Annotated in this window: 15 protein-coding genes and 1 riboswitch; of the genes, 4 read left to right on the top strand and 11 right to left on the bottom strand. The window is 62.9% G+C overall.

Annotated elements, in window-relative coordinates:
* Nucleotides 1-77: 77 nt before the first annotated feature.
* Entirely contained in the window at nt 78-1,385 is a 1,308-nt protein-coding gene (gene pelA, locus ASF81_RS10420) for a pectate lyase (RefSeq protein ID WP_055808335.1), read from the bottom strand.
* A gap of 28 nt (nt 1,386-1,413) precedes the next feature.
* The gene (locus ASF81_RS10415; RefSeq protein ID WP_055808333.1) at nt 1,414-2,811 is read right to left on the bottom strand and encodes a glycoside hydrolase family 28 protein; all 1,398 of its coding nucleotides are present in this window, start codon (nt 2,809-2,811) and stop codon (nt 1,414-1,416) included.
* A 168-nt stretch (nt 2,812-2,979) separates the two neighbouring features.
* Here ASF81_RS10415 and ASF81_RS10410 point away from each other — a divergent pair, with 168 nt between their 5' ends.
* Nucleotides 2,980-5,232, top strand: coding sequence for a glycoside hydrolase family 88 protein (locus ASF81_RS10410; RefSeq protein ID WP_082503533.1), 2,253 nt, complete (start codon nt 2,980-2,982; stop codon nt 5,230-5,232).
* Nucleotides 5,233-5,342: 110 nt separating this feature from the next.
* Here ASF81_RS10410 and ASF81_RS10405 read toward each other — a convergent pair whose 3' ends face one another.
* Complete coding sequence (locus ASF81_RS10405; RefSeq protein ID WP_055808329.1) at nt 5,343-8,204, bottom strand: TonB-dependent receptor; 2,862 nt, start codon at nt 8,202-8,204, stop codon at nt 5,343-5,345.
* A gap of 1,064 nt (nt 8,205-9,268) precedes the next feature.
* Nucleotides 9,269-9,973 (bottom strand): hypothetical protein, encoded by a 705-nt coding sequence (locus ASF81_RS10400; RefSeq protein ID WP_156363214.1) that lies wholly within the window; start codon nt 9,971-9,973, stop codon nt 9,269-9,271.
* Nucleotides 9,974-10,345: 372 nt separating this feature from the next.
* Nucleotides 10,346-10,554, top strand: a riboswitch (cobalamin riboswitch).
* A gap of 107 nt (nt 10,555-10,661) precedes the next feature.
* Between ASF81_RS10400 and ASF81_RS10395 the strand changes: the two genes are divergently transcribed.
* From ASF81_RS10395 to ASF81_RS10385, 3 genes are read left to right on the top strand one after another with little or no spacing between them, the layout of a single operon-like run.
* Complete coding sequence (locus tag ASF81_RS10395) at nt 10,662-11,648, top strand: DUF1852 domain-containing protein (RefSeq protein WP_055808325.1); 987 nt, start codon at nt 10,662-10,664, stop codon at nt 11,646-11,648.
* 29 nt (nt 11,649-11,677) lie between these two features.
* On the top strand, nt 11,678-12,739 hold the full coding sequence (locus tag ASF81_RS10390) for a methionine synthase (protein WP_055808499.1): 1,062 nt from the start codon (nt 11,678-11,680) through the stop codon (nt 12,737-12,739).
* Nucleotides 12,736-13,494, top strand: a complete 759-nt coding sequence (locus tag ASF81_RS10385) for an acyl-CoA thioesterase (RefSeq protein ID WP_235559308.1) — start codon at nt 12,736-12,738, stop codon at nt 13,492-13,494. Before ASF81_RS10390 ends, ASF81_RS10385 begins: the two co-directional genes overlap by 4 nt.
* A 182-nt stretch (nt 13,495-13,676) precedes the next feature.
* Here the strand turns inward: ASF81_RS10385 and ASF81_RS10380 are convergent, their stop codons facing one another.
* The 7 genes from ASF81_RS10380 to cydB form a co-directional block, all read right to left on the bottom strand.
* Nucleotides 13,677-14,303, bottom strand: coding sequence for a tyrosine-type recombinase/integrase (locus tag ASF81_RS10380; RefSeq protein WP_055808323.1), 627 nt, complete (start codon nt 14,301-14,303; stop codon nt 13,677-13,679).
* 239 nt (nt 14,304-14,542) lie between these two features.
* On the bottom strand, nt 14,543-16,060 hold the full coding sequence (locus ASF81_RS10375; protein WP_055808321.1) for an aldehyde dehydrogenase family protein: 1,518 nt from the start codon (nt 16,058-16,060) through the stop codon (nt 14,543-14,545).
* A 137-nt stretch (nt 16,061-16,197) separates the two neighbouring features.
* Nucleotides 16,198-17,169, bottom strand: a complete 972-nt coding sequence (locus tag ASF81_RS10370; protein WP_055808319.1) for a GAF domain-containing protein — start codon at nt 17,167-17,169, stop codon at nt 16,198-16,200.
* An 88-nt stretch (nt 17,170-17,257) separates the two neighbouring features.
* Complete coding sequence (locus ASF81_RS10365) at nt 17,258-17,914, bottom strand: OmpW family protein (protein WP_055808317.1); 657 nt, start codon at nt 17,912-17,914, stop codon at nt 17,258-17,260.
* Between the two features lie 128 nt (nt 17,915-18,042).
* Nucleotides 18,043-19,419: an oxygen-independent coproporphyrinogen III oxidase gene (hemN, locus tag ASF81_RS10360; RefSeq protein WP_055808315.1), complete on the bottom strand. Its 1,377-nt coding sequence runs from the start codon at nt 19,417-19,419 to the stop codon at nt 18,043-18,045.
* Nucleotides 19,406-19,555, bottom strand: coding sequence for a cytochrome bd-I oxidase subunit CydX (cydX, locus tag ASF81_RS10355; protein WP_017504187.1), 150 nt, complete (start codon nt 19,553-19,555; stop codon nt 19,406-19,408). The genes hemN and cydX overlap by 14 nt, the downstream gene beginning before the upstream one ends.
* Before the next feature lie 18 nt (nt 19,556-19,573).
* Complete coding sequence (cydB, locus tag ASF81_RS10350; RefSeq protein ID WP_055808313.1) at nt 19,574-20,722, bottom strand: cytochrome d ubiquinol oxidase subunit II; 1,149 nt, start codon at nt 20,720-20,722, stop codon at nt 19,574-19,576.
* Nucleotides 20,723-20,736 lie beyond the last annotated feature (14 nt).

The raw sequence follows: 20,736 nt of genomic DNA, 5'->3' as shown, positions 1-20,736 counted from the left end.
TCGCCTTTGGTGGCTCACAAACTGCGTCGCGGATGCGCCGTCAGACCGCATCGACAATGCCGATCAGCGTCTCGGATTTACCCGACCCGATTGGACCAATCGGCGTAGAGGTCCAGCGCCTTCTGCGGCGATGAGATCCACCAGGAATAGCCGTTGCGCCTTCCGACGGAGATTTCATTCACATCGTCGTGGATGGTCTGATCCTTGTCGCCGAAGATGGGACGTCCAGTAACCAGATCGTAATTGCGAGACCAGATCGGACCCGCCCCGGCCTTGTCGATCAGCTTGCGTCCGTCGTCGGTCATTTCGAAAGACTTGTCATAGACACGCATCGCCTGAAGCCATTCAGCGGCGCCGCGGACGGCGGCCTCGATCTCCGGCGACGGGTTCTCCTCGCCCATCAGGAAGATGAGGATATCGGTTGTTTCGCCGCTCGCGATGGATCGCGGCTCGTAGTTCCGAGCGCTGGTTGGCACCAGTCGCATGGGCTCGACCTGCTGCGGCCAGCCCAACAGGCGGTCCCCTTGACGCACCTGGGCCGCGAGGATGACGTCGATCGCCTTTTGAGTCGCCTCGGCCGCCTGTGTCTCCAAGTCAGCCGGCACGAAGTCGAAGCCCTCAGCGCCATGGGCGACATCACGAAGCAGCATGGCCGCGTTCGCCACCGCATTGTCATTGAAGGTGATGGAGTCGTGGAAGCCGCCTTCTAGCGGCCAGATCTGAGGCCAGCCGCCATTGGGATATTGCGCGTTCAGAAGATACCGCACGCCTCGGATGACGCTGGCGCGCCAGGCGTCGCCATCGCGTCCGGTCGCGTGCGCGGCGACCTTGGCCAGGAAACGCATTTCCGACCACGTCGCCTCGTTGTCCAACGTGCCGACGAAGGTCCAGAAGCGATCCGCCGGCGCATCGAAGTTCGCCGGGTTCTGCTCCATGGTTTCGGCATCGTTGGAGAACCGCTGACCCGGCAGGCGCGCAATGCTGCGATCCTGGTTTTTGCTCCATCCGCCGGCAGGCGTCTGGAAACTGACGATCGCATCCGCGACGGCCCGGGCTTCGGCCGTGGCGTACCAGTCGGCAGGCCGATCCAGCGGCATGTTGTAGTGTGCGGGTCCGACGGCCTTGGGAGGCGGCGGCGGAGCCACTCCAGCGGGAAGCTCGGCCGCGAGCGCAGCGCGGTCGGCCAGATGCTGGGCTTGAGAGCGTGCCAGATACTCGGCCCACGGACCGCGCTCCGCGTCGGGCAAGGCGCCGATCCTGTCGCTGGTCAGGCCCACCGCCGGCGTGTTCAGCCGCAGGACTTCAGCCTGAGCAACGCCGGAAACGCCCCCCACAAGCGCGACCACGCCAAATGCCAGGATCGAACAGGCGGATAGGATTTTCATCGCGCTAACTCCCACAATTTTTGGTTTTTCATGCTTGTCTGGATCGCAGGCCAGTGACGCCGGACGACTCGGTCACCTTGGGGCCTTGGCCGTTGAGGGTGTCAATGTTGCAGTCGCGGAAGCGCCAGTTCTCGGCATTGGCTATGGCGCCCGCATCCTGCACATCCCAGTCCAACCGTTCGAAAATGAAGTCTTTCAGCGGCGCTTCGGGATAGGCGGCGGCGGCGAATCCGACTTTGCCGCCGACGGCCTTGATGTTCGACAGCCGAACATCGTGGATGCGGGGAATGCCCTGTTCACGCGGCACGGGCGTGGCGAGCGCGCGCCAGTAATCCGGCACGTCCGCAATGCCGTCCGGAATCTGGGCGTAGCTGTAGTTTGGGTACCAGTTCAGATTCACCTGCATCAATGTGCGCACGTCCTGCAGATGGATGTCGCGCAGGCGGATGTTGGAAATCACGCCGCCGCGTGTGTGGCCTGATTTGAAGAAGATCCCCAGCGGCACCGGATACTCGATCCTCAGTCCAGAGACCTCGATGTCGTCAAATCCACCAGATGTCTCCGATCCGAAGGTCATCCCGGCCAAAGCGTCACGGACGATGCAGTCGCGGATCTTCACGTGACGGCACGGCCGACCCACCCGCAGTCCGTCCCAGTCGCGTCCCGCCTTGATGCAGATCGCATCGTCGTTGACCGACAGGTCGCATCTCTCGACCAGCACCCGCTCCGATGAGTCGATATCGATGCCGTCCGTCGAGGGGCCGCGTCCGCCGATGTTATTCCTGATGATCAGGTCGGCGACCTTCACATCCCGCGAATAGCAGACGTGGACAGTCCAGAACCCCGATCGCGCTAGGTTCAGACCGGAAACCTCGACCTGCTGTGAATCGTAAACGTGAATGAGACGCGGACGGCGGCAGTCGTAGTCGGCCGCCCATCGCAGGTCGCGCGGATCATAATCGCGGCGCAGCCCCCAATAGGTGTCCCAGAAAACCTTGCCGTCGCCATCGACCAGACCCTCGCCCGTGATCTTGGCGTTCTGTTGCTGATAGACATTCAGCAAGCCGGCGGGCCAGTCCATCTCAACGCCGGCAACACGCGTGCGAACCATCGGATAAGCTGCCAGATCCTGAACGCCGCGCAGAGTGGCGCCGCGTTCGATCGACAGGGTCACCCCCGACTTCACGAATAGCGAACCTGACAGATACAGACCGGGCTTCAGGACGACGACCCCTCCGCCCTGCCCTGCCGCTGCGTCGATGGCGGCCTGGATAGGACGCGTGTTGATGGTCACCCCGTCGCCCATCGCGCCATAGTCGGACGCGTCGAAGGCGCGCGAACGGCTCGACTGTGCAAACGCCGGCGTCGCTTGCGTCAAAGCGCTGACGACACCCAGTTGCAGAAGCGTGCGGCGATTGGCGCGCATCTAGATTTCCCACATTCTGTTCTTTCGTCTCACAATAGTGGACGATATAAGGCTGACAAGAGATACCGACAGCTGATCGTCAGAAATTGACACCGGTTACGTTGCGGCTTGCCGTCGAAGTGGGCCACCAACCATCATGCGCCGCCCGGAGCAGCGCCGGAGGAAAACATGGCCCTGCCAACCCGACCCTGCCTTGGCCTGATTGCAGTCCTTTTGAGCTCGGCCGCCATGTCCGGCCCCGTTCTAGCGCAAACGGTCGCAGCCTTGCCGCCGGGCGTCGAGGCTGAATGGCTGGCTCAACGCGACCGCCCCGCCCTATACACCGACGTGGCAGGCGTGCCGTCTCGCGAGAGCACGATGGCGGCTGTCGAATATGTCGCCTCCTCGCAAATCGCAGCCATGGCCGCCGAGCCGCTCGCCTTATCGACGGGCAGCAACCTGACGCAGATGTCGTCGAACTGGGTCGCAGCCACCTTTTACGTCGGCGCTTCGCGGCTTGCGCGCGTGTCGGACGATACGCGGACGCTGCGTTTCTTGAGCGCCGTGGCCGATCACTACAACTACAGTGTACGTGGCGCGCGGTCGGGCAAGACGATGCTGAACGCCGACGATATCGCGATCGGCGATCTCTACGAAGAACTCTACGCGCGTCGTGGACAGGAGGGCGTGCTGATGCCGCTGCGTCAGCGGCTGGACTGGCAGGTCCCCTATCTGGCCCGGGCGGAAGACACACCCGCGCTCGTCTGGTGGTGGGCCGACGCCCTCTATATGGCGCCCCCGGTCTTCGCCCGGATGACCGCGATCACGGGCGATCCAAAATATCTGAACGCCGCAGATAAGGAATGGCGACGCACAGCGGCGCGGCTGTGGGTCGAGGACGAAAAGCTGTTCCTGCGCGACGAACGGTTCAAGGACGAGAACCATCGTGACGCTGACGGCGACCGAATCTACTGGTCGCGAGCCAATGGCTGGGTCATCGGCGGTTTAGTAAGATGGCTGGAGTCCGTGCCGGCCGATTTCGCCGGCCGCGCCTTCTATGTCGATCTCTTCCAGAAGATGGCCGGCAGGGTCGCAGGACTTCAGCAGGAGGACGGACTGTGGCGCGCCAGCCTTCTGGACCCCGAGGCCTATCCCGAGGCTGAAACCTCAGGCTCGGTCTTCTATGTCTACGCCCTGGCCTGGGGGATCAATCACGGCCTTTTGGATCGCGACACCTACCTGCCGCATGTGTTGAAGGGGTGGGCCGGCCTGAACCGCCATGTCCTTGCGAACGGCTTGGTGGGCGCAGCGCAGAAGACCGGCGATCAGCCCGTGTCGACCGACCCTGAGGACGTCGGCCTCTATGCTTCAGGAACCTATATTCTGGCCGGGCTGGAAGTCGCGTCGCTGAATGACCCAGTTCGCTCTGTGCCATTAACGGAACCAACGCGCGACACGGCCGAAGTGATCGCTGCGACAACGCCTGTCCCACCCGCCCCCGTGACGGTCGTTGGCGCCGAAGAAATCCGCCGTCGAGACGCCGAGATGCGTGCGACCTCGGCGCTCTCCTACGATCCATCCGCTCTGAATCGACCCTCGAGCATCGAACCGCTGGAGCCGCCGCCGGAAGACCAGCAGCGACCGCGCGCCGTCGCCCGCTTCGCGCCGGATCGTTTGGATGATCTGCTGTGGGAAAACGATCGCGTCGCTCACCGCATCTACGGTCCCACGCTTGAAGCGCGCGAGGCGCCCTCTGGCTCGGGCATCGATGTGTGGGCCAAACGTGTCCGCTATCCCTTCATGGACCGCCAGTTGAAGTTCCCGAACTATCACGTCGATCGCGGTGAAGGCCTGGATTATTACGACGTGGGACGCGGCAGAGGCGCCGGGGGTCTGGGCATCTGGTACGACAACAAGCTCTGGACCAGTCGCAACTTCTCTACCTACCAGATCGACAAAACCGGCGGCGACGAGGCGCGGTTCAGCGTGACCTACCGTCCTTGGCCTGTCGATATCGTGCGCACGGTTTCGGAAACGCGTGAGTTCAGCCTTCCGTTAGGCTCCAACTTTACGCGAATGACGTCCACTCTGACCTCGAACTCCGACGCACCGCTGATCGTCGCGATCGGCATTTCGAAACGCAGCAACGACAACGGACGGGGCTTCGTCACGCGCGACGCCGCACACGGGCGTCTGATGTTCTGGGAGCCTGAAAACCCCGAGTATGGCTCGCTCGGCATCGCTCTGGCGGTTGATCCCGCAACGGTCGAAGGCTTCACCGAAGACGCCGACAACTATCTGATCCTGGTGCGGGTCACGCCGGGTCAGCCGTTCACCTACTACATGGGATCGGCGTGGGATCGCGGCCTGGACTTCGCCACGCGCAGCGCCTGGGAAGATTATGTCGCAAACCAAAGTTTTGACTTCCGCCAAGGCAACTAGGTCGCAAGCGAAAATTCTCTCGTCGCGTCGCGCCAGTTCCGCCGACGTCAAAAGAAAGGCGGCGCCGGTTATACCGACGCCGCCTGTCTTATCTCGCCGATCTGTTGGGATCAGAAGCGATACCGCGCGCCGATGTAAATCTGGCGGCCAGTGTGGTGATAGACATAGGTGCTGTCACGCGGCAGGCCGATGTCGCCGTGGTTCTGACGGTTGGCTTCGTCGGTCAGATTGAGCCCCTCGACAGAAACACTGAGGTTATCGGTCAGGTTATAGGATGCTGAAGCGTCGATCGTCGTGGTTTCGGTTTTGCCCTGATACGGAATCAGGCCCGTGGCGCCGTTCGAACCCGGCACGTTCTGGAAATAGGTGTCGCGATAGGCCGCTGACACACGCGCATTGAACTTGCCGTCGTCATAATACAGCGTCGCATTCCAGGCGTTCGGCGACAGGTTGACCAGATCCGCCGTCACGAAGGCCGCGCAGGTTGCGGTGACGCAATACTGAATCTCGGATTCAACGTGCGTGTAGTTCAGCTGCGTACCGATATTCGACAGCAGGCTGGGCAGGAAGGAGAACGTCTGCTGATAGCTGATCTCGAAGCCTTTCAGCGGGCCGCCCGGCGTGTTTGTGGGCGTGCTGAACTGATAGATGTCGCCGGCAGGACGACCGCCCGCCGGGAAGGCCACAGGGTTTAAGGCCGTCAGTTGGCTGTACGACAGCGGTTCGGTGGTCGTCTGCACATAGGTCGAGATGTCCTTGTAGAAGTAGGCGAAGGACAGCAGAGCTTCAGGCGCGAAGTAATATTCAACCGACAGGTCGTAGGTCGTCGCCCGATAGGGTTCCAACTCGACATTGCCCAGCGACGCCGTATTCGTCGCCGCCCCGGCTGCACTCAGCGTGAAGACCGGAACCAGACTCGTGACAGGCGGTCGCGCCATGACTTTGGCGGCGCCCAAACGCACGATCAAATCCTTCATCGGCTCGATCGACACGTTCAGCGACGGTAGGGTGTCGTCGTATTCGTTCTCGCCCCGGACCGGCGTCGCAACACCACCGACGTTCGAATAACCCAAGGCGTCGACCTCGGTCTTGACCTGACGCACACCGACGTTGCCTCGGAAGGGCACACCCATGATTTCCGTGTCCCAGTCGGCCTGCACATAGGCGCCGGTGTCGGTCTCGGTCACGTCACGCCAGTTGCCATAGGTGGACGGATTGCCGTTCAGGCCGATCAGTCTGAAATCACCGCCTGCTACGCCCGTGTCGCAGTTGCAGTTGTAGTTCCAGACTGTTTGCAACGCAGCCAAATCCGGCCGAACCCAGCTGGTCGCAGCGCCTGACGGTAGATCGAGATTGCGACCGAACCCGCTCAGCAGATTGGTGACCGAAGCCATGCTCGTGCCCGCCGGCAGCGCTGGCGAACCGTTGGCGTTGTTTGGGCGCGCGAAGGCGCGGCTGCTCGACTCATATTCCTTGCGGCTGACGCCCGCTTTCAGTGTGAGCCAATCGCTGACGTCGAAGGCCAAGTTGGCCTCACCCGTCGTATAGACGTTTTCCTGGAAGTTCGAACTGATGCGCAGTTCCGAGCGGGGCTGGGCGCCGGTCGGGCCGACGACGCTCCACTGTGTGGGGTCGGCGACGTTGAAGCCCCAGTTGATCGCCGGCAGATTGCGGTTCTGACGGAAATCATAGGAATAGCCGTCGACGTTCTGGCGATCGATGATGGCGCTGACCTGGACCGGGTTGGCGAAGCTGGATTCCGCGCGACCGATCAGGCCGTCGAACCGCAGCCGATCCGAAAACTCGTGCTCGACCCCGAAGGTCATCTGCTTGAATTCGGTTTCCAGCTCGTCAAACCGCTGCTCGCTGCGGATGTCCATGTCGTCGAGCTGGGCGTAGATCATCTCGCCAGTGTCGGGATCGATCTCGAAGCTCATGATGTCGACCTGCGGCTTGCCGCCCTGATCGGCGCCACGGCTGAGCGACCAGGCTTGCAGGAAGTTTTCGCTGCGCGTCGAATCCAGCTTCGAGTACAGCATGTCCATCGTGAACAGGGTCGGACCATTGCCCGGCCGCGCCTGGACCGAAAGGGTGGCACCCAGACGTTCCTGGCTGTGCTCCAGGCTGCCATAGCGCGGGATGCGAGGATGGTAGGTGCGCGCGGCGTTCGGCAGGACAGCGCCATTCTGGAAGCCGCCGTCGGCGCTGGCAGGTCCCCAGCGCACCGAGCTGAAACCTTCCTCGAGACTGTCGCGCTCGCTGTAGGCGATCGAGAACAGAGCGCCGATCTGGTCATCCGCCCAGGTGTTCGAAATCAGACCGGCGAAGCGCGGGCTCCAGTCCTGCGACAGATCGTTGTAGCCGTACTGGCCAGACAGCGCGCCCTGAAAGCCCATCTTGTCGAACGGACGGCTTGTGCGCAGATCGACGGTCGCCCCCAGCGACCCCTCTTCCGTCTCGGCCGAGGCGGTCTTGCGCACCGTGATATTGTTGAAGAGCTCTGAGGCGAAGACGTTGAAGTCAAAGCCACGACCGCGATTCACCCCGCCCGACGAGTCGGTGGCGCCGGTCGATGCCTGGGCCTCGATGCCGTTGATCCGCGTACGGGTGAACTCCGAACTCAGACCGCGGACGGTGATCGACCGGCCCTCGCCTGCGTCGCGGTCGATCGAGACGCCGGGAATGCGCTGGATCGACTCAGCCAGATTGGTGTCCGGGAAATCCGCGATGTCCTCAGCAGAAATGGCGTCGACGACGCCGGCTTCGCGGCGTTTGATGTTCAAGGAATTCTGAAGGCTGGCCCGAAAGCCCGTGACGACGATATCATCGACCTCGGCAGCGTCATCTGTCTGAGGCGCAGCGACCTCGGCCGTTTGGGCGGCGGCGTCATGCGCCATCATGGCGAGAGCTAGGGCTCCCAGCGACGCGGTGGCGACCAGGGCGTGGCGCGCGAATTTGTGGCGTTGGATCATTCTAGTTTCTCCTCCCAAGTGGTGCGCTTCAAGGATCGAACGCCCTCGTTCACGCCTCCCGCTGCTGACGGGAGACACCGGTGTCAAAGCGAGTTGGCCGCCTGACTGCTACCGGTGTCATTCATGTTTAGTCATATTCGGCCGCGACTCGCAAGCAGGCGACGATCCTGATGGCGGATTTGTAATCTCGTCGAAGAGCGTGGGTTAAGCGGGAAAGTAGGTGCAACCTGCACGCCGGCGCATTGTGCGGTTTAGAAGAATACCTGCCACTTTAAAGAACCGACGGACGCCCTGGCCTATTACCACTCGATTACACGAAGGTCGACAGCGCGTTGATCGGCAACGACTTTGGAGCCGAGATCACCCACAGCGCCGTTTCGCAGTCCGAATGAATCAAGGACTATTGAAAACAATATGGAAATGAACCGCTGTAAAAAGCACGTGATCACGACATCTTTCGAGATGTATTGACAATGCCGCAGGCGCAGTTTGCGAAGTAATCGCGCCGGTATAGCTGTCGGTGGATACCACAGCCTAGCGCTCTGAAGAACAGCCAGACCTACAGCTCACCGTCACCCACCGACAGGTCTCCTGCCCTTTCATACGCCGGGCTTCAAAGTCGCGAGCCGCCGCGAGCCGGCCGAGCGCTCTAGCTACGTTGAGTAGCCCTTCCCAAGCCCGCTCGGCTACTCAGGCGTGCTGGGTTTGAGTGCCTCGACGCTGCCGTCTGGTCCGATATGCACAATCCCCATGGTCGCCTCCCTCCCACCGGACGAGCGGCACGTCCGGACCTGGGTGACACTCCAGCCACCGCGGCGAAAGCGCGGAGCCGGCTTCGCGCCAGGAGCGGTCATTCACCGGGTGCCGGAAACACGTCATTCATCAATGCAGTCTGAGCCTGGGTACGTCCGCTTTTTGGTCCGATGCCTTTGGCCGCTTCCGACCCATTGCGGACATTGGGGGGCGTCGAGCTGGCAAGCGGCTCCGCAGGTTCCTGGCCGGAAGGGGCGCGACTGTCGATATTCAGCAGCCCAAGCCCCAGCGCCCGATTAACGCGCTCTGTCTTACGATGACTGAGTGGCGATCAGGCTGCGAATTTTCGCGTCCAATGCGACAGCGACAGACCATACCTCGGCTTGGTTCAGCTGGACCCCATCTTCAGCATTCCAGTGTGCCTCGACAAAGACGTCCCTCACTAGAAAACCAATGATGCAGTAGCGACCGCCTTGCTGGGCCGTATGGCAAGCGGCGACCGGCCAGTCACGGTGCGTAGTGTACAACCTCCCGCCCAATCCCATCACCCGGCTCAGTTGATATCCCTCAGTTCCTTTACCGAGCTGCCGGTTGATGAGGTGGCCTGGAATTTCGACCAAAGGGTTCGGCGGCGGTGTCGGGGACGCTGGCCGCTCACTCAGCAGACGGTATTGGTCCCCTTCGAAGTGACGAAGGTAGGTCGAGACGCCGTAGAGGTTCACCAGGGGTTTCGCCATCCCTTCACAAGACGGCACGGCTTGCTCGTATGTTTGGTAGAAGCTCTCTCTGTTGCACACGCGGATGCTGACGAGTTTCCCGTCTTCGGACTTATATGCTTGGTACAGGTCGTCTCGTTGAGGCACGTCGAACGTCACCTGACCCAGTTTTGCAGAGAACGGGGCATCTTCTCCCTCAACCAAAATCTCGCGACAGCCTGTCCCGGAAATCAAAGATGTGAGGCAAACCACAGCAAACTTTGAACGCAGCCGAGAGTGTTTTTTTTGGTGGGCCTGCATGAGCGGATGATGTGCGGCGAATGGCTAAGGGACTGTTATGGTCACCAAGAAACCGGACTTACTGACCTAGGGCCTTTTGAGCTCAGAATGACGGTCGTATCGAGAATAAATCTAACTCTGCCCCGTGCGGGCCTACCCGTGACTTAGCGACCGCTTTCCGCCCATCAGCGACATGCACCCGGACTGGTCTTCGGACTGATGGTGATGTCCGCTTTCGGCGCTTCAGGGTAGGACAGAAATCGACCCGAAGCAGACGTCGAGCCTGATCGCGGATGCGACATTTCAAGCCCAAATCCGAACGACATGAGGCCGACGTCAGCCAGGCCCATAAGGATATCCTTATATGTTTCTTGACTTCGGCGTCGGGTGCGCGTCTCATGAGGCCGTCGAGGTTCTGCGCGTCGCCTCCGGGCGACGCGGAGCTAAGAGGGAAGCCGGTGTGATGCCGGCGCTGCCCCCGCAACTGTGAGCGGCGAGCCGAAGGTCCATTTCGTGTCACTGACGTCTTCGGACGTTGGGAAGGCCGGACCCGAAGCCGTGACCCGTGAGCCAGGAGACCTGCCCCGACAGATAACGTCCTCCGGCGGGGTGTCCGGTCAGGTCGCATGAACGCCGCGACGGGACGACTGCGCGCGAGCGGTCGCGCGTCCCTGTCCGCTGTCTCGCCACAGCATCAACGGCAGAGACCATGGCGAGCACCGACTTCACATTCAGGATCAAGCGGACCGCGCTCGACGAAGACTATCGGCCCGCCGAGACGACGAGGATCACCACCAATTTCGCCAACCTGGCGCGAGGCGAGAGCCGCCGGGACAATCTGCGCAACACCCTGCGGATGATCGACAACCGCTTCAACTCGCTGGCGCACCACGACAATCCGAGGGGCGATCGCTATGCGCTGGAGCTTCAGATCGTCTCGGTCGAGTTGAGTCTTTGCTCGGAGCGCGACGACGCCTTTCCGCTGATCGAAATCCTGCAAACGACGATCATCGACAAGGAGACGAACCGGCGGATTGAGGGGGTCGTGGGCAACAACTTCTCCTCCTATGTCCGTGACTACGACTTCAGCGTAGTCCTGCCCGAACACCTGAAGGCGCATCCGAACGGCGGCGTGCCGGATGATTTCGGCGATCTGCACGGCAAGCTGTTCCGGCACTTTCTGACGTCGCGCGCCTATCGCGACAACTTCGCCAAGGCACCGGTCATCTGCCTCAGCGTCTCAAGCAACAAGACCTATCATCGCACCGGCTTCGACCATCCCGTGTTGGGCCTGGAATACGCCAACGACGCCTTCTCGCCGACCGACCGGTATTTCGAGAAGATGGGGATGAAGGTCCGCTACTTCATGCCACCGGGCAGCGTGGCGCCGTTCGCCCTGTACCATATCGGCGACCTGACCGGCGGCTACACCGACCTCGAACTGGCCAGCACCATCGCCACGATGGAGACCTTCCAGATGATCTATCGGCCCGAAATCTACAACGCCAACTCCCCGGCGACCGAGCAGTATCAGCCCAGCCTGAAGGCGCAGGACTATTCGCTGACCCGCATCGTCTACGACCGCGACGAGCGCAGTCGGCTGGCCGTCGAGCAGGGCCGTTTCGTCGAGGAGCGGTTCATCAAGCCGCACCGCGCCCGTCTCGACCAATGGTCGGCCGCCTTCGCCGCCGCCTGATCAGTTTCCAGATTTCAGAGTCTCCCCTCATGAAAACCCTTCTCCCGACCTCGACCGCCGGCAGCCTGCCCAAACCCGTCTGGCTGGCCGAGCCCGAGACGCTCTGGTCGCCTTGGAAGCTGCAAGGCGATGACCTGATCGAGGCCAAGCGTGACGCCCTGCGCCTGTCGCTGGACGATCAGCGCCGGGCCGGCATCGACATCGTCAGCGACGGCGAACAGACCCGCCAGCATTTCGTCACGACCTTCATCGAACACCTCGACGGCGTCGATTTCGAGAACCGCAAGACCATGCGAATCCGCAATCGCTATGACGCCAGCGTCCCGGTGGTCGTGGGCGCCGTCAGCCGTCCGAAATCGGTCTTCGTCGAGGACGCCAAGTTCCTGCGCGCCCAGACCGACCAGCCGATCAAATGGGCGTTGCCCGGGCCGATGACGATGATCGACACCCTGTATGACGACCATTACGGCAGCCGCGAAAAACTGGCCTGGGAGTTCGCCAAAATCCTCAATGAGGAGGCCCGCGAACTGGAGGCCGCCGGCGTCGACATCGTCCAGTTCGACGAGCCCGCCTTCAACGTCTTCTTCGACGAGGTGAACGACTGGGGCGTGGCGACCCTCGAGAAGGCGGCCGAGGGGCTGAGGTGCGAAACGGCGGTCCACATCTGCTACGGCTACGGCATCAAGGCCAACACCGACTGGAAGAAGACGCTCGGCTCGGAATGGCGGCAGTATGAAGAGGCCTTCCCCAAGCTTCGGACCTCCAGCATCGACATCATCTCGCTCGAAGCCCAGAACTCGCGCGTGCCGATGGATCTGATCGAACTGATCCGGGGCAAGAAGGTGATGGTCGGCGCCATCGACGTCGCAACCGACACGATCGAAACGCCCGAAGAGGTGGCCGACACGCTGCGCAAGGCGCTTCAGTTCGTGGACGCCGACAAACTCTATCCGGCCACCAACTGCGGTATGGCGCCCCTGTCGCGCCGCGTCGCCAACGGCAAGCTGCGCGCCTTGAGCGCCGGGGCCGAGATCGTGCGCGAGGAACTGTCCCGCGACCTCTACTACGGCGCGGAAAGGTGCGAGCCGTGAGGGTGCGCCTGATCGACATGGTGTTCCCCGGCGACGCCAACCACCATGGCACCCTGTTCGGCGGGGTTGGTCTGGCCCACCTCGACAAGGTCGCCTTTCTGGCCGCGAGCCGTCATGCGCGACGGGCCGTGGTCACGGCCGGATGCGAGCGGATCGATTTCGCGGCTCCGGCCCGGATCGGCGAGATGGTCGAGGCGGTCGGCCGCGTCGTTCGGATCGGGCGCTCCTCTTTAGGCGTCGAAGTCGAACTGCACGCCGAAAGCCTGCTCAGCGGCGAGCGCCGCCTGTGCACGCGCGGGGCCTTCAACATGGTCGCCCTGAGGCCGGCGGACGATGATCAACCGTTGGTGCCCCTCGATGAGGCAGGCGAAGCGGACGACGGTTGGCTGAGGACCGCAGAGATGGTCTTTCCCGGCACGACCAACCACTACGGCACCCTTTTTGGCGGCGATGCACTCAAGCTTATGGGTAAGGCCGCCTTCGTCACGGCGACCCGTCATGCGCGCGAAGTCATGGTCATGGCCGCGACCAACCGCATCGACTTCAAGGCCCCGATCGACGGCGGCGACATGGTCGAACTGGTCTCGCGCGTGAAGATGGTCGGGCGAAGCTCCCTCTCGGTCGAGGTGCAACTGTGGGCCGAACGCCTCCTGACGGGAGAAAGGCGACGTTCGACCACGGCCCAGTTCGTCATGGTCGCCGTCGATAATGCGGGCAAGCCGAAGATAATCAAAGCCAGGCGGAGTTTAGATTGAGGCTTGGGTGCGATAGATGTCACCCTCGGATGCGCCGACAGCGGACATCGGTGGGCCGACGACTAGGGGGTATTGCGAACCTCGGCGAATGTCCGAAAAATCTGTGCTTAGCCTAGGTCTGCTTTCCACCCTAAGCAGAATTTCGGGCAGTCCGCTCTCCAAAGAACTGCCCGAAAGCGGGCTTAGAGGTCGATCTGTTCCGATATCTCCAAAGCGTCATCGACTTCGATGCCGAGGTATCTAACGGTGCTTTCCAGCTTTCCGTGACCGAGCAGAAGCTGACACGCGCGCAGATTTCCGGTCTTTTTGTAAATCAACGCTACCTTTGTCCGTCGCAGGCTGTGGGTCCCATACGCACTTGGGTTTAGGTCGATCATTCTCACCCAAGTATCGACCAGCCGAGCATACTGGCGCGTGCCTATGTGCGCGCCCTCTTTGCTACGGCTGGGAAACAGCCAGTCGTCGCGTCGGCACCCCCGGCGCTCGAGCCCATGCGCTAACGCCTCCCTCGCGGCCTCAGTTATCTCGAACGGGACCGGGCGACCTGTCTTTTGCTGAATGATGGTCGAGCGTTGGCGAATGGCTCCGCCTTGAGCGATATCCGCTAGCCGAAGCTTCACCAGATCACAGCCTCGGAGCTTCGCGTCCAGCGCGATGTTGAACATCGCCAAATCCCGGACCGATCCAACCGATTTGAGGTGCTGTCGGATTGCCCAGATGTGCTTAGGCTTGAGTGGAGCCTTGGCTCCAGTCATCCGACCAGCATTCCAGGGCTTACGAGGTAGACAAAAAAGATCGGGCTGGCTCATGGCCGCCTCCCACGATCAACGCCCCCTCCTCACCATACGCCTCAGACAGCGCTGATGCGCCAGAAGCGGACATTGCCTCAAAGTTCGAACGCTGACGTTCAGCGGCTCGCAAACCGTCCCCTGTCCGGGCTACTCGCAGCAGCACCACTGTGGACAGTTGCAGGCCTGCCCGAGTGAGTGGCTGATGATAGGACCCTACGCAGGATGGCCAATCCGCGATCGGCCATCCTGCGCCCGGATTAGAAGAAGCCCAACTTGTCGGGGCTGTAGCTGACAAGCAGGTTCTTGGTCTGCTGATAGTAGTCCAACATCATGCGGTGGTTCTCGCGCCCGATGCCCGACTTCTTGTAGCCGCCGAAGGCCGCGTGGGCCGGATATTGATGATAGCAGTTGGTCCAGACCCGTCCGGCCTGGATGGCGCGGCCGGCGCGATAGGCGGTGTTCATGTCGCGCGACCAAACCCCGGCCCCCAGGCCGTATTCGGTATCGTTGGCGATGGCGATGGCCTCTTCCAGCGTCTTGAAGGTCGTTACCGCCAGGACCGGACCGAAGATTTCCTCCTGGAAGATCCGCATGTCGTTGGTGCCTTTGAACACGGTGGGCTTGATGTAATAGCCGCCGGCCAGATCGTCCTTGAGCGCGGCCTGATTGCCGCCGGTCAGGACCTCGGCGCCCTCCTCCTTGCCGAGCTTCAGGTAGCCGAGAATCTTGTCGAGCTGCTGGGTCGAGGCCTGCGCCCCCACCATGGTCGCCGGGTCCAGAGGGTCGCCTTGGACGATCGACTCCACCCGGGCGATCGCCTTCTCGATGAAGGCCTCATAGATGTCCTCATGGATCAGGGCGCGGCTGGGGCAGGTGCAGACCTCGCCCTGATTGAGCGCGAACATGGCGAAGCCTTCCAGCGCCTTGTCCAGATATGCGTCGTCGTGATCCATCACGTCCTTGAAGAAGATATTCGGCGACTTGCCGCCAAGCTCCAGCGTCACCGGGATCAGGTTCTGGGTCGCATAGCCCATGATCTTCTGGCCAACGGCGGTCGAGCCTGTGAAGGCGATCTTGGCTATGCGCGGATTGGTGGCCAACGGCTCGCCCACCTCGGCCCCCGTGCCCGAAACGATGTTCAGCACGCCGGCCGGCAGCAGGTCCTGGATCAGTTCGATGACCACGAGGATAGACGCCGGAGTCTGTTCTGCCGGCTTCAGCACGATGCAGTTACCCGCTGCCAGAGCTGGAGCGATTTTCCAAGCCGCCATCAGAATTGGGAAGTTCCAGGGGATAATCTGCCCCACCACGCCAAGCGGCTCGTGGAAGTGATAGGCGACCGTATCGTGGTCCAGTTCCGAGATTCCGCCTTCCTGGGCCCGGATGCAGCCGGCGAAATAGCGGAAATGATCGATCGCAAGGGGAATATCGGCGGCCGTCGTCTCGCGCACTGGCTTGCCGTTGTCCCAGGTCTCCGCCTCTGCGACGACTTGCAGATTGGCTTCGATCCGGTCAGCGATCTTGTTCAGGATGACGGCGCGTTCGGCGACGCTGGTTCGCCCCCACGCGTCCTTGGCGTCGTGGGCGGCGTCCAGGGCCAGTTCGACGTCGGCCGCGTCCGATCGTGCGACCTCGCACAATACGCGGCCATTCACCGGGGAGGTGTTCTCGAAGTATCGGCCGTTGACGGGCGGGACCCACTGTCCGCCGATGAAGTTCTCGTAGCGCGCCTTGAACTTGGGGGTCGCGGCGCGAATGAATTCGGGCTTGGTCATGAAGGCCTCCTGCGTTGTCCTCTGGCGTCGGTTGTCGACGTCTTTGGATCAGAAGGTCATCCTGCGGAGCACGTGACGCCATACGCCGCTGCCATGCTGCGGCGCAAACCTGTCGCAGAACTGCGACAGATCGCTTGCTAAGGTGCGTTAGAAAGGCCGAGCCGGTGCAGCTTGCGGTGCAGGGTCGCGCGGCTGACCCCAAGAGCGCGCGCGGCCGCCGAGACATTGCCGCCGCTCAACGCTAGCGCGCGACGCACCGCGCCGCGTTCGGCGTTCAGAAGATCGGCTTTCACGGCGCCTACGCCCAGCACCTCCGACGCCGCGAGCTGGTTTGCGATCCGGTCGTCGGTGATCGCGAGCGCAAGGCGTGCGGCGCGCGTCGCTCCAACCACCAGATCGTCCTGGTCAACCGCCAGCAGAGCCGCCGTGTTTCGTCCGGCCGCATCGTCGGTCAGCACGATGCGCGCCTGGGGAAAGGCCTGCCGGAAGGTTTGCGCCTCGATCGCTCTCGCAGCGTCCGCCACCGCCGCCGCGATCAAGCCCAATACGCACTGCGTCGCATCGGCCCGGCACGACGAGACATCCAACAAGCCCGCCAGCCGCCCTGTTGGACCGTAGATGGGATGGCTGGTGCAACTCAGCGCCGTGTTACGGGTATGAAAATGCTGATCGCGATGGATGGTCAGCGGCCGACGCTCGGCCAAAGCCGTGCCGATGCCGTTTGTACCCTCGACCGCCTCAGACCAGACCGCGCCGGGCCATAATCCCCAGCGGCGGAAGATCTCATCATCCGCCGCTGCGCCTCGCCGCTCCAGGGTCACCCCTTCAGCGTTGGTGAGAAGGACACAGCATCCTGTGTCGCCGACGGCGAGGAACAGTCGGTCAAGCGAGTCCTGAGCCGCCGTTGTCATCGGCTCTAGGGCGTCCCGGGCTTCGCGCAACTCCTGGTCTGTCAGGGTGTTCGGTCGGCCTTCATCCTCAGGATCGAGCCCATAAAGCGACATCGACCGTCGCCATGACGCCGCCAGGGCCGAACGAGCCTCACCTCCGGCGGCGTCCAGCGCCTGTTTGATCAGCTTGCCGTGGCCGTTTCCCGTTTGCGCGACCATTGATGTTCCCTGCCGCTCTTTCGGAAAAAAGCGCCGCATCGGTGTTCCAGTCAATGGGACAAAGGTCGGCGACCCCTAGGGGCTCCGGCTAGAACTTGCAGCTGACGCCCAACGACAGGACCCACGGATTGAGGGTCACGCTGGACTTCAGGGCGCCGTCGTTGATCTTGGCCTCGGTTTCGAACCAGACTTTCTTGACGTCAAGGTTCAGGCTCCAGGGGCCCTGAATGCCCACGTCCGCGCCCGCTTGGAGCGCGTAGCCGAAACCGTCGTCCAGATCGACGGTGAAGCCGTTCTTGTCCTTACCGCTGTAGAACAGCATGTAGTTCACGCCCGCGCCGACATAGGGGCTGAAGCTCCCTTGGCTGAGGGGGCGGTACTGCAGGGTGACGACCGGCGGCAGGACCCAAGTCTCATGCACGGCCATGTCCGTTGCGCTGCCCTGGGCGCGGATTTCGTGTCGGGTCGTGCCCAGGATCGCCTCGACCGCAAGGTGATCGGTCAGGAAGTAGGTGAAGCCCAGGGTTGGCATGACGCTGTCGCCAATGTCCACCTCCAGGCCGGTGTCCGCGCCTGCGGCCGTGGTGATCGCGTCATCGGCCTGGGAAAAGACATCAGTGACGCGCCCGCTCACCAGGAAGTCGCCCTTCTTCGGGGCCTCCCAGGCGACGGATGTCTGAGCGAGGACTGGCGCGGCGCAGGCGGCGAAAATGACGGCGGCAAGCAGCAGGGTCTTGGTATTCATCTTCTGATCCCCGACGCCCTGGCCGCCTCGTGCGGCCTTCGTCAGGCGTCTGAGCGGGGTGTGCGCCGCGGCGGAAACCTAAGCCTTGATCCAGCGCAAATCGCTCAGGGGGTGGACAATCTGTCCACTCACACCACCCGCGCATGCCTTTGCTGAAGAGCCGCCGCATTGGGATCGAAGGCGGCGCAAACCGCCCTGACGAACGGACGGCCCAGGTCGGTCACCGCCGCCACTGTCCCGTCGATCCGCACCAGACCGTCGTCGACGAAGCGCTCCAACGGGGACAAGGCGCCGGCGACGTCCGACAGGTCTCGACCGCGACGTCGAACGATGGGCGCAAGATCAACGACGAAATCGCACATCAGCCGCTCGATGATCTCGCTGACGAACGCGTCGCCTTCGGTCAGGGCGACGCCTCGGGCGACCGGCAGGTCGCCCGCCCCGACTGCCCGGCGCCAGTCGCGTTCCTGCGCGTGGTTCTGAACATAGCCCCTGGGCGTGCGGCTGATCGACGAGGCGCCCAGGCCGATCAGCACCTCTGCGGCGTCGGTGGTGTAGCCCTGGAAGTTGCGATGCAGCCGTCCGGCCCGGTCCGCCGCCGCCAGCCCGTCGTGCGGCAGGGCGAAATGATCCAGCCCGATCGCCTGCCATCCCTTGCCGACCAGATAGCGCGCCGCCGCCCTGCTTTGGGCGAAGCGCGCTTCGGCGTCCGGCAGGTCGGCGTCGTTGATCAACCGCTGATGCGGCTTCATCCACGGGACATGAGCATAGCCGAACAGGGCGATCCGTTCCGGCCTCAGCGTCGTGACCTGGCCCAGGGTGGTGATGACGTTCTCGACGGCCTGAAGCGGCAGGCCGTACATCAGATCTAGGTTGAGGGAGGTCACGCCCTGCCCCCGCAAGGCTTCGGCCGCCCAACGGATGGTCTCGAAACGTTCGGGCCGGTTCACCGCCGCCTGCACTCGTGGAGACAGGTCCTGCACCCCCAGACTGGCGCGGCTCAGGCCGATGCGGCCCGCTGCCTCGACCCATTCCTGCGTCAGGACTTCGGGATCCAACTCGGCTGCGACCTCGAAACAGTCGCCCAGGTCGAACCGCGCGGACAGACCGGCGAACAGTCGTTCCAGATCGTCCGGCGGCAGCATGTTCGGGGTGCCGCCGCCCAGATGGATCGATCCGACACGGACCGGCCGGCCAATCCGGGCCAGGACCAAATCCGCCTCGCGCAGCAGCAGATCGACATAGCTGGAGATGACGCCGGGTCGGTTCACCGCCCGGGTGTTGCAGCCGCAGTACCAGCACAGCCGCTTGCAGAACGGCAGGTGGAGATACAGCGAGACCGGCTGATCGGAGGGCAAGCGCTCCAGCCAGTCGGCCCATTCGCCGGGCCCGACGGCAGGCGTGAACTGGGCCGCCGTCGGATAGGAGGTATAGCGCGGCGCATGGGCGTCATAGCGCGCGATCAGGTCGCGAACGGACAGGCGCGCGGGGCTAGAGAGGGACATCGCCCTCTTTCGATGCGTCGGGCGTGGACAGGCCGGCGTCGCCTTCGTCAAACAGATGGAACTCGTGCCACAGGCCGTTCAGCACGCCGAAACCGACGGCCAGGCCAAGCCCCAGGATCCAGGAAAAATACCACATGGTTCTGCGCTCCTTAGGTCAGTACAGGTCGGGGTTGGTCTTGAGGGCGGCGGTCGACGTGCGGCCCCACAGCACGCGATAGACCCAGGCGGTGTAGAGCAGCACCAAGGGTAGGAAGATCAGCGTGCAGATCAGCATGATGAATAGGGTGAGATGGCTGGATGAGGCGTTCCACACCGTCAGGCTGGATTGCGGATTGACCGAGCTGGGCAGGATGAACGGGAACATCGAAAGGCCGACGGTGGAGATGATGCCCACGGTGGACATGGAAGATCCGCCGAAAGCCAGCGGCGCGGACCGCCGCCACATCCCGACCAGGCCGACCAGCGCACCCAGGAAGCCCAAGGCCGGTGCGATCAGCATCCACGGATAGCGGGCGTAGTTGTCCAGCCAGGCGCCGGGCGCGGCCTGAACCGTCGTGCGCAGCGGATTGGAGAAGCCGTTGACGTCCAGCGCGCCGGTGATCCGGTAGCCCAGGCCGCCGTAAGCGACATAGAGTCCGCCGACCGCAAACAGGAACAGGGCCAGAACAGCCGCGACCGTGCCGAACAGACGCGCCCGCTCCATCACCGGGCCGGCCTCGGCCTTGACTGACAGCCAGGCCGCGCCGTGCAGCACCAGCATGGCCACCGACAACAGGCCGGCGATCAGGCTGAAGGGGGTGAACAGGCCGAGCAGCGTGCCGTCGTAGAAGGACCGCAGGTCGCCATCCAGATGGAAGGGCGCGCCCAGCAGGACGTTGCCCACCGCCACCCCGAACACTAGGGCCGGAACGAAACCACCGATGAACAGGCACCAGTCCCAGAACGACCGCCACTTCGGCGACGCCCGCTTGGAGCGATATTTGAAAGACACCGGCCGCAGAATCAGCGCGGACAGCACCAGGAACATGGCCAGGTAGAAGCCCGAGAAACTGACGGCGTAGACGAAGGGCCAGGCGGCGAAGATGGCGCCGCCGCCCAGGATGAACCACACCTGGTTGCCTTCCCAGGTGGCGCCGACGGTGTTGATCACCATGCGGCGTTCCTCATCCGTCCTGGCGACGAAGGGCAGAAGGGCGCCGACGCCCAGGTCGAAACCGTCGGTCAGGGCGAAGGCGATCAGAAGCACGCCCAGCAGCCCCCACCAGATCAGGCGAAGCGTGGCGAAGTCGAGGGGAAGATCCATTGTCGGATGTCCTA

This window comes from Brevundimonas sp. Leaf168 (assembly GCF_001423685.1).
GTDB lineage: Bacteria > Pseudomonadota > Alphaproteobacteria > Caulobacterales > Caulobacteraceae > Brevundimonas > Brevundimonas vesicularis_C.
Note: the sequence above shows the minus strand (reverse complement) of the source record. Positions and strands in the feature narration are given on the sequence as shown.

What these genes read in the sequence shown, in the direction of transcription:
- pelA (WP_055808335.1), bottom strand. Translation starts at nt 1,385, where the DNA reads ATGAAAATCCTATCCGCCTGTTCGATCCTGGCATTTGGCGTGGTCGCG.
- ASF81_RS10415 (WP_055808333.1), bottom strand. Translation starts at nt 2,811, where the DNA reads ATGCGCGCCAATCGCCGCACGCTTCTGCAACTGGGTGTCGTCAGCGCT.
- ASF81_RS10410 (WP_082503533.1), top strand. Translation starts at nt 2,980, where the DNA reads ATGGCCCTGCCAACCCGACCCTGCCTTGGCCTGATTGCAGTCCTTTTG.
- ASF81_RS10405 (WP_055808329.1), bottom strand. Translation starts at nt 8,204, where the DNA reads ATGATCCAACGCCACAAATTCGCGCGCCACGCCCTGGTCGCCACCGCG.
- ASF81_RS10400 (WP_156363214.1), bottom strand. Translation starts at nt 9,973, where the DNA reads ATGCAGGCCCACCAAAAAAAACACTCTCGGCTGCGTTCAAAGTTTGCT.
- ASF81_RS10395 (WP_055808325.1), top strand. Translation starts at nt 10,662, where the DNA reads ATGGCGAGCACCGACTTCACATTCAGGATCAAGCGGACCGCGCTCGAC.
- ASF81_RS10390 (WP_055808499.1), top strand. Translation starts at nt 11,678, where the DNA reads ATGAAAACCCTTCTCCCGACCTCGACCGCCGGCAGCCTGCCCAAACCC.
- ASF81_RS10380 (WP_055808323.1), bottom strand. Translation starts at nt 14,303, where the DNA reads ATGAGCCAGCCCGATCTTTTTTGTCTACCTCGTAAGCCCTGGAATGCT.
- ASF81_RS10375 (WP_055808321.1), bottom strand. Translation starts at nt 16,060, where the DNA reads ATGACCAAGCCCGAATTCATTCGCGCCGCGACCCCCAAGTTCAAGGCG.
- ASF81_RS10370 (WP_055808319.1), bottom strand. Translation starts at nt 17,169, where the DNA reads ATGGTCGCGCAAACGGGAAACGGCCACGGCAAGCTGATCAAACAGGCG.
- ASF81_RS10365 (WP_055808317.1), bottom strand. Translation starts at nt 17,914, where the DNA reads ATGAATACCAAGACCCTGCTGCTTGCCGCCGTCATTTTCGCCGCCTGC.
- hemN (WP_055808315.1), bottom strand. Translation starts at nt 19,419, where the DNA reads ATGTCCCTCTCTAGCCCCGCGCGCCTGTCCGTTCGCGACCTGATCGCG.
- cydX (WP_017504187.1), bottom strand. Translation starts at nt 19,555, where the DNA reads ATGTGGTATTTTTCCTGGATCCTGGGGCTTGGCCTGGCCGTCGGTTTC.
- cydB (WP_055808313.1), bottom strand. Translation starts at nt 20,722, where the DNA reads ATGGATCTTCCCCTCGACTTCGCCACGCTTCGCCTGATCTGGTGGGGG.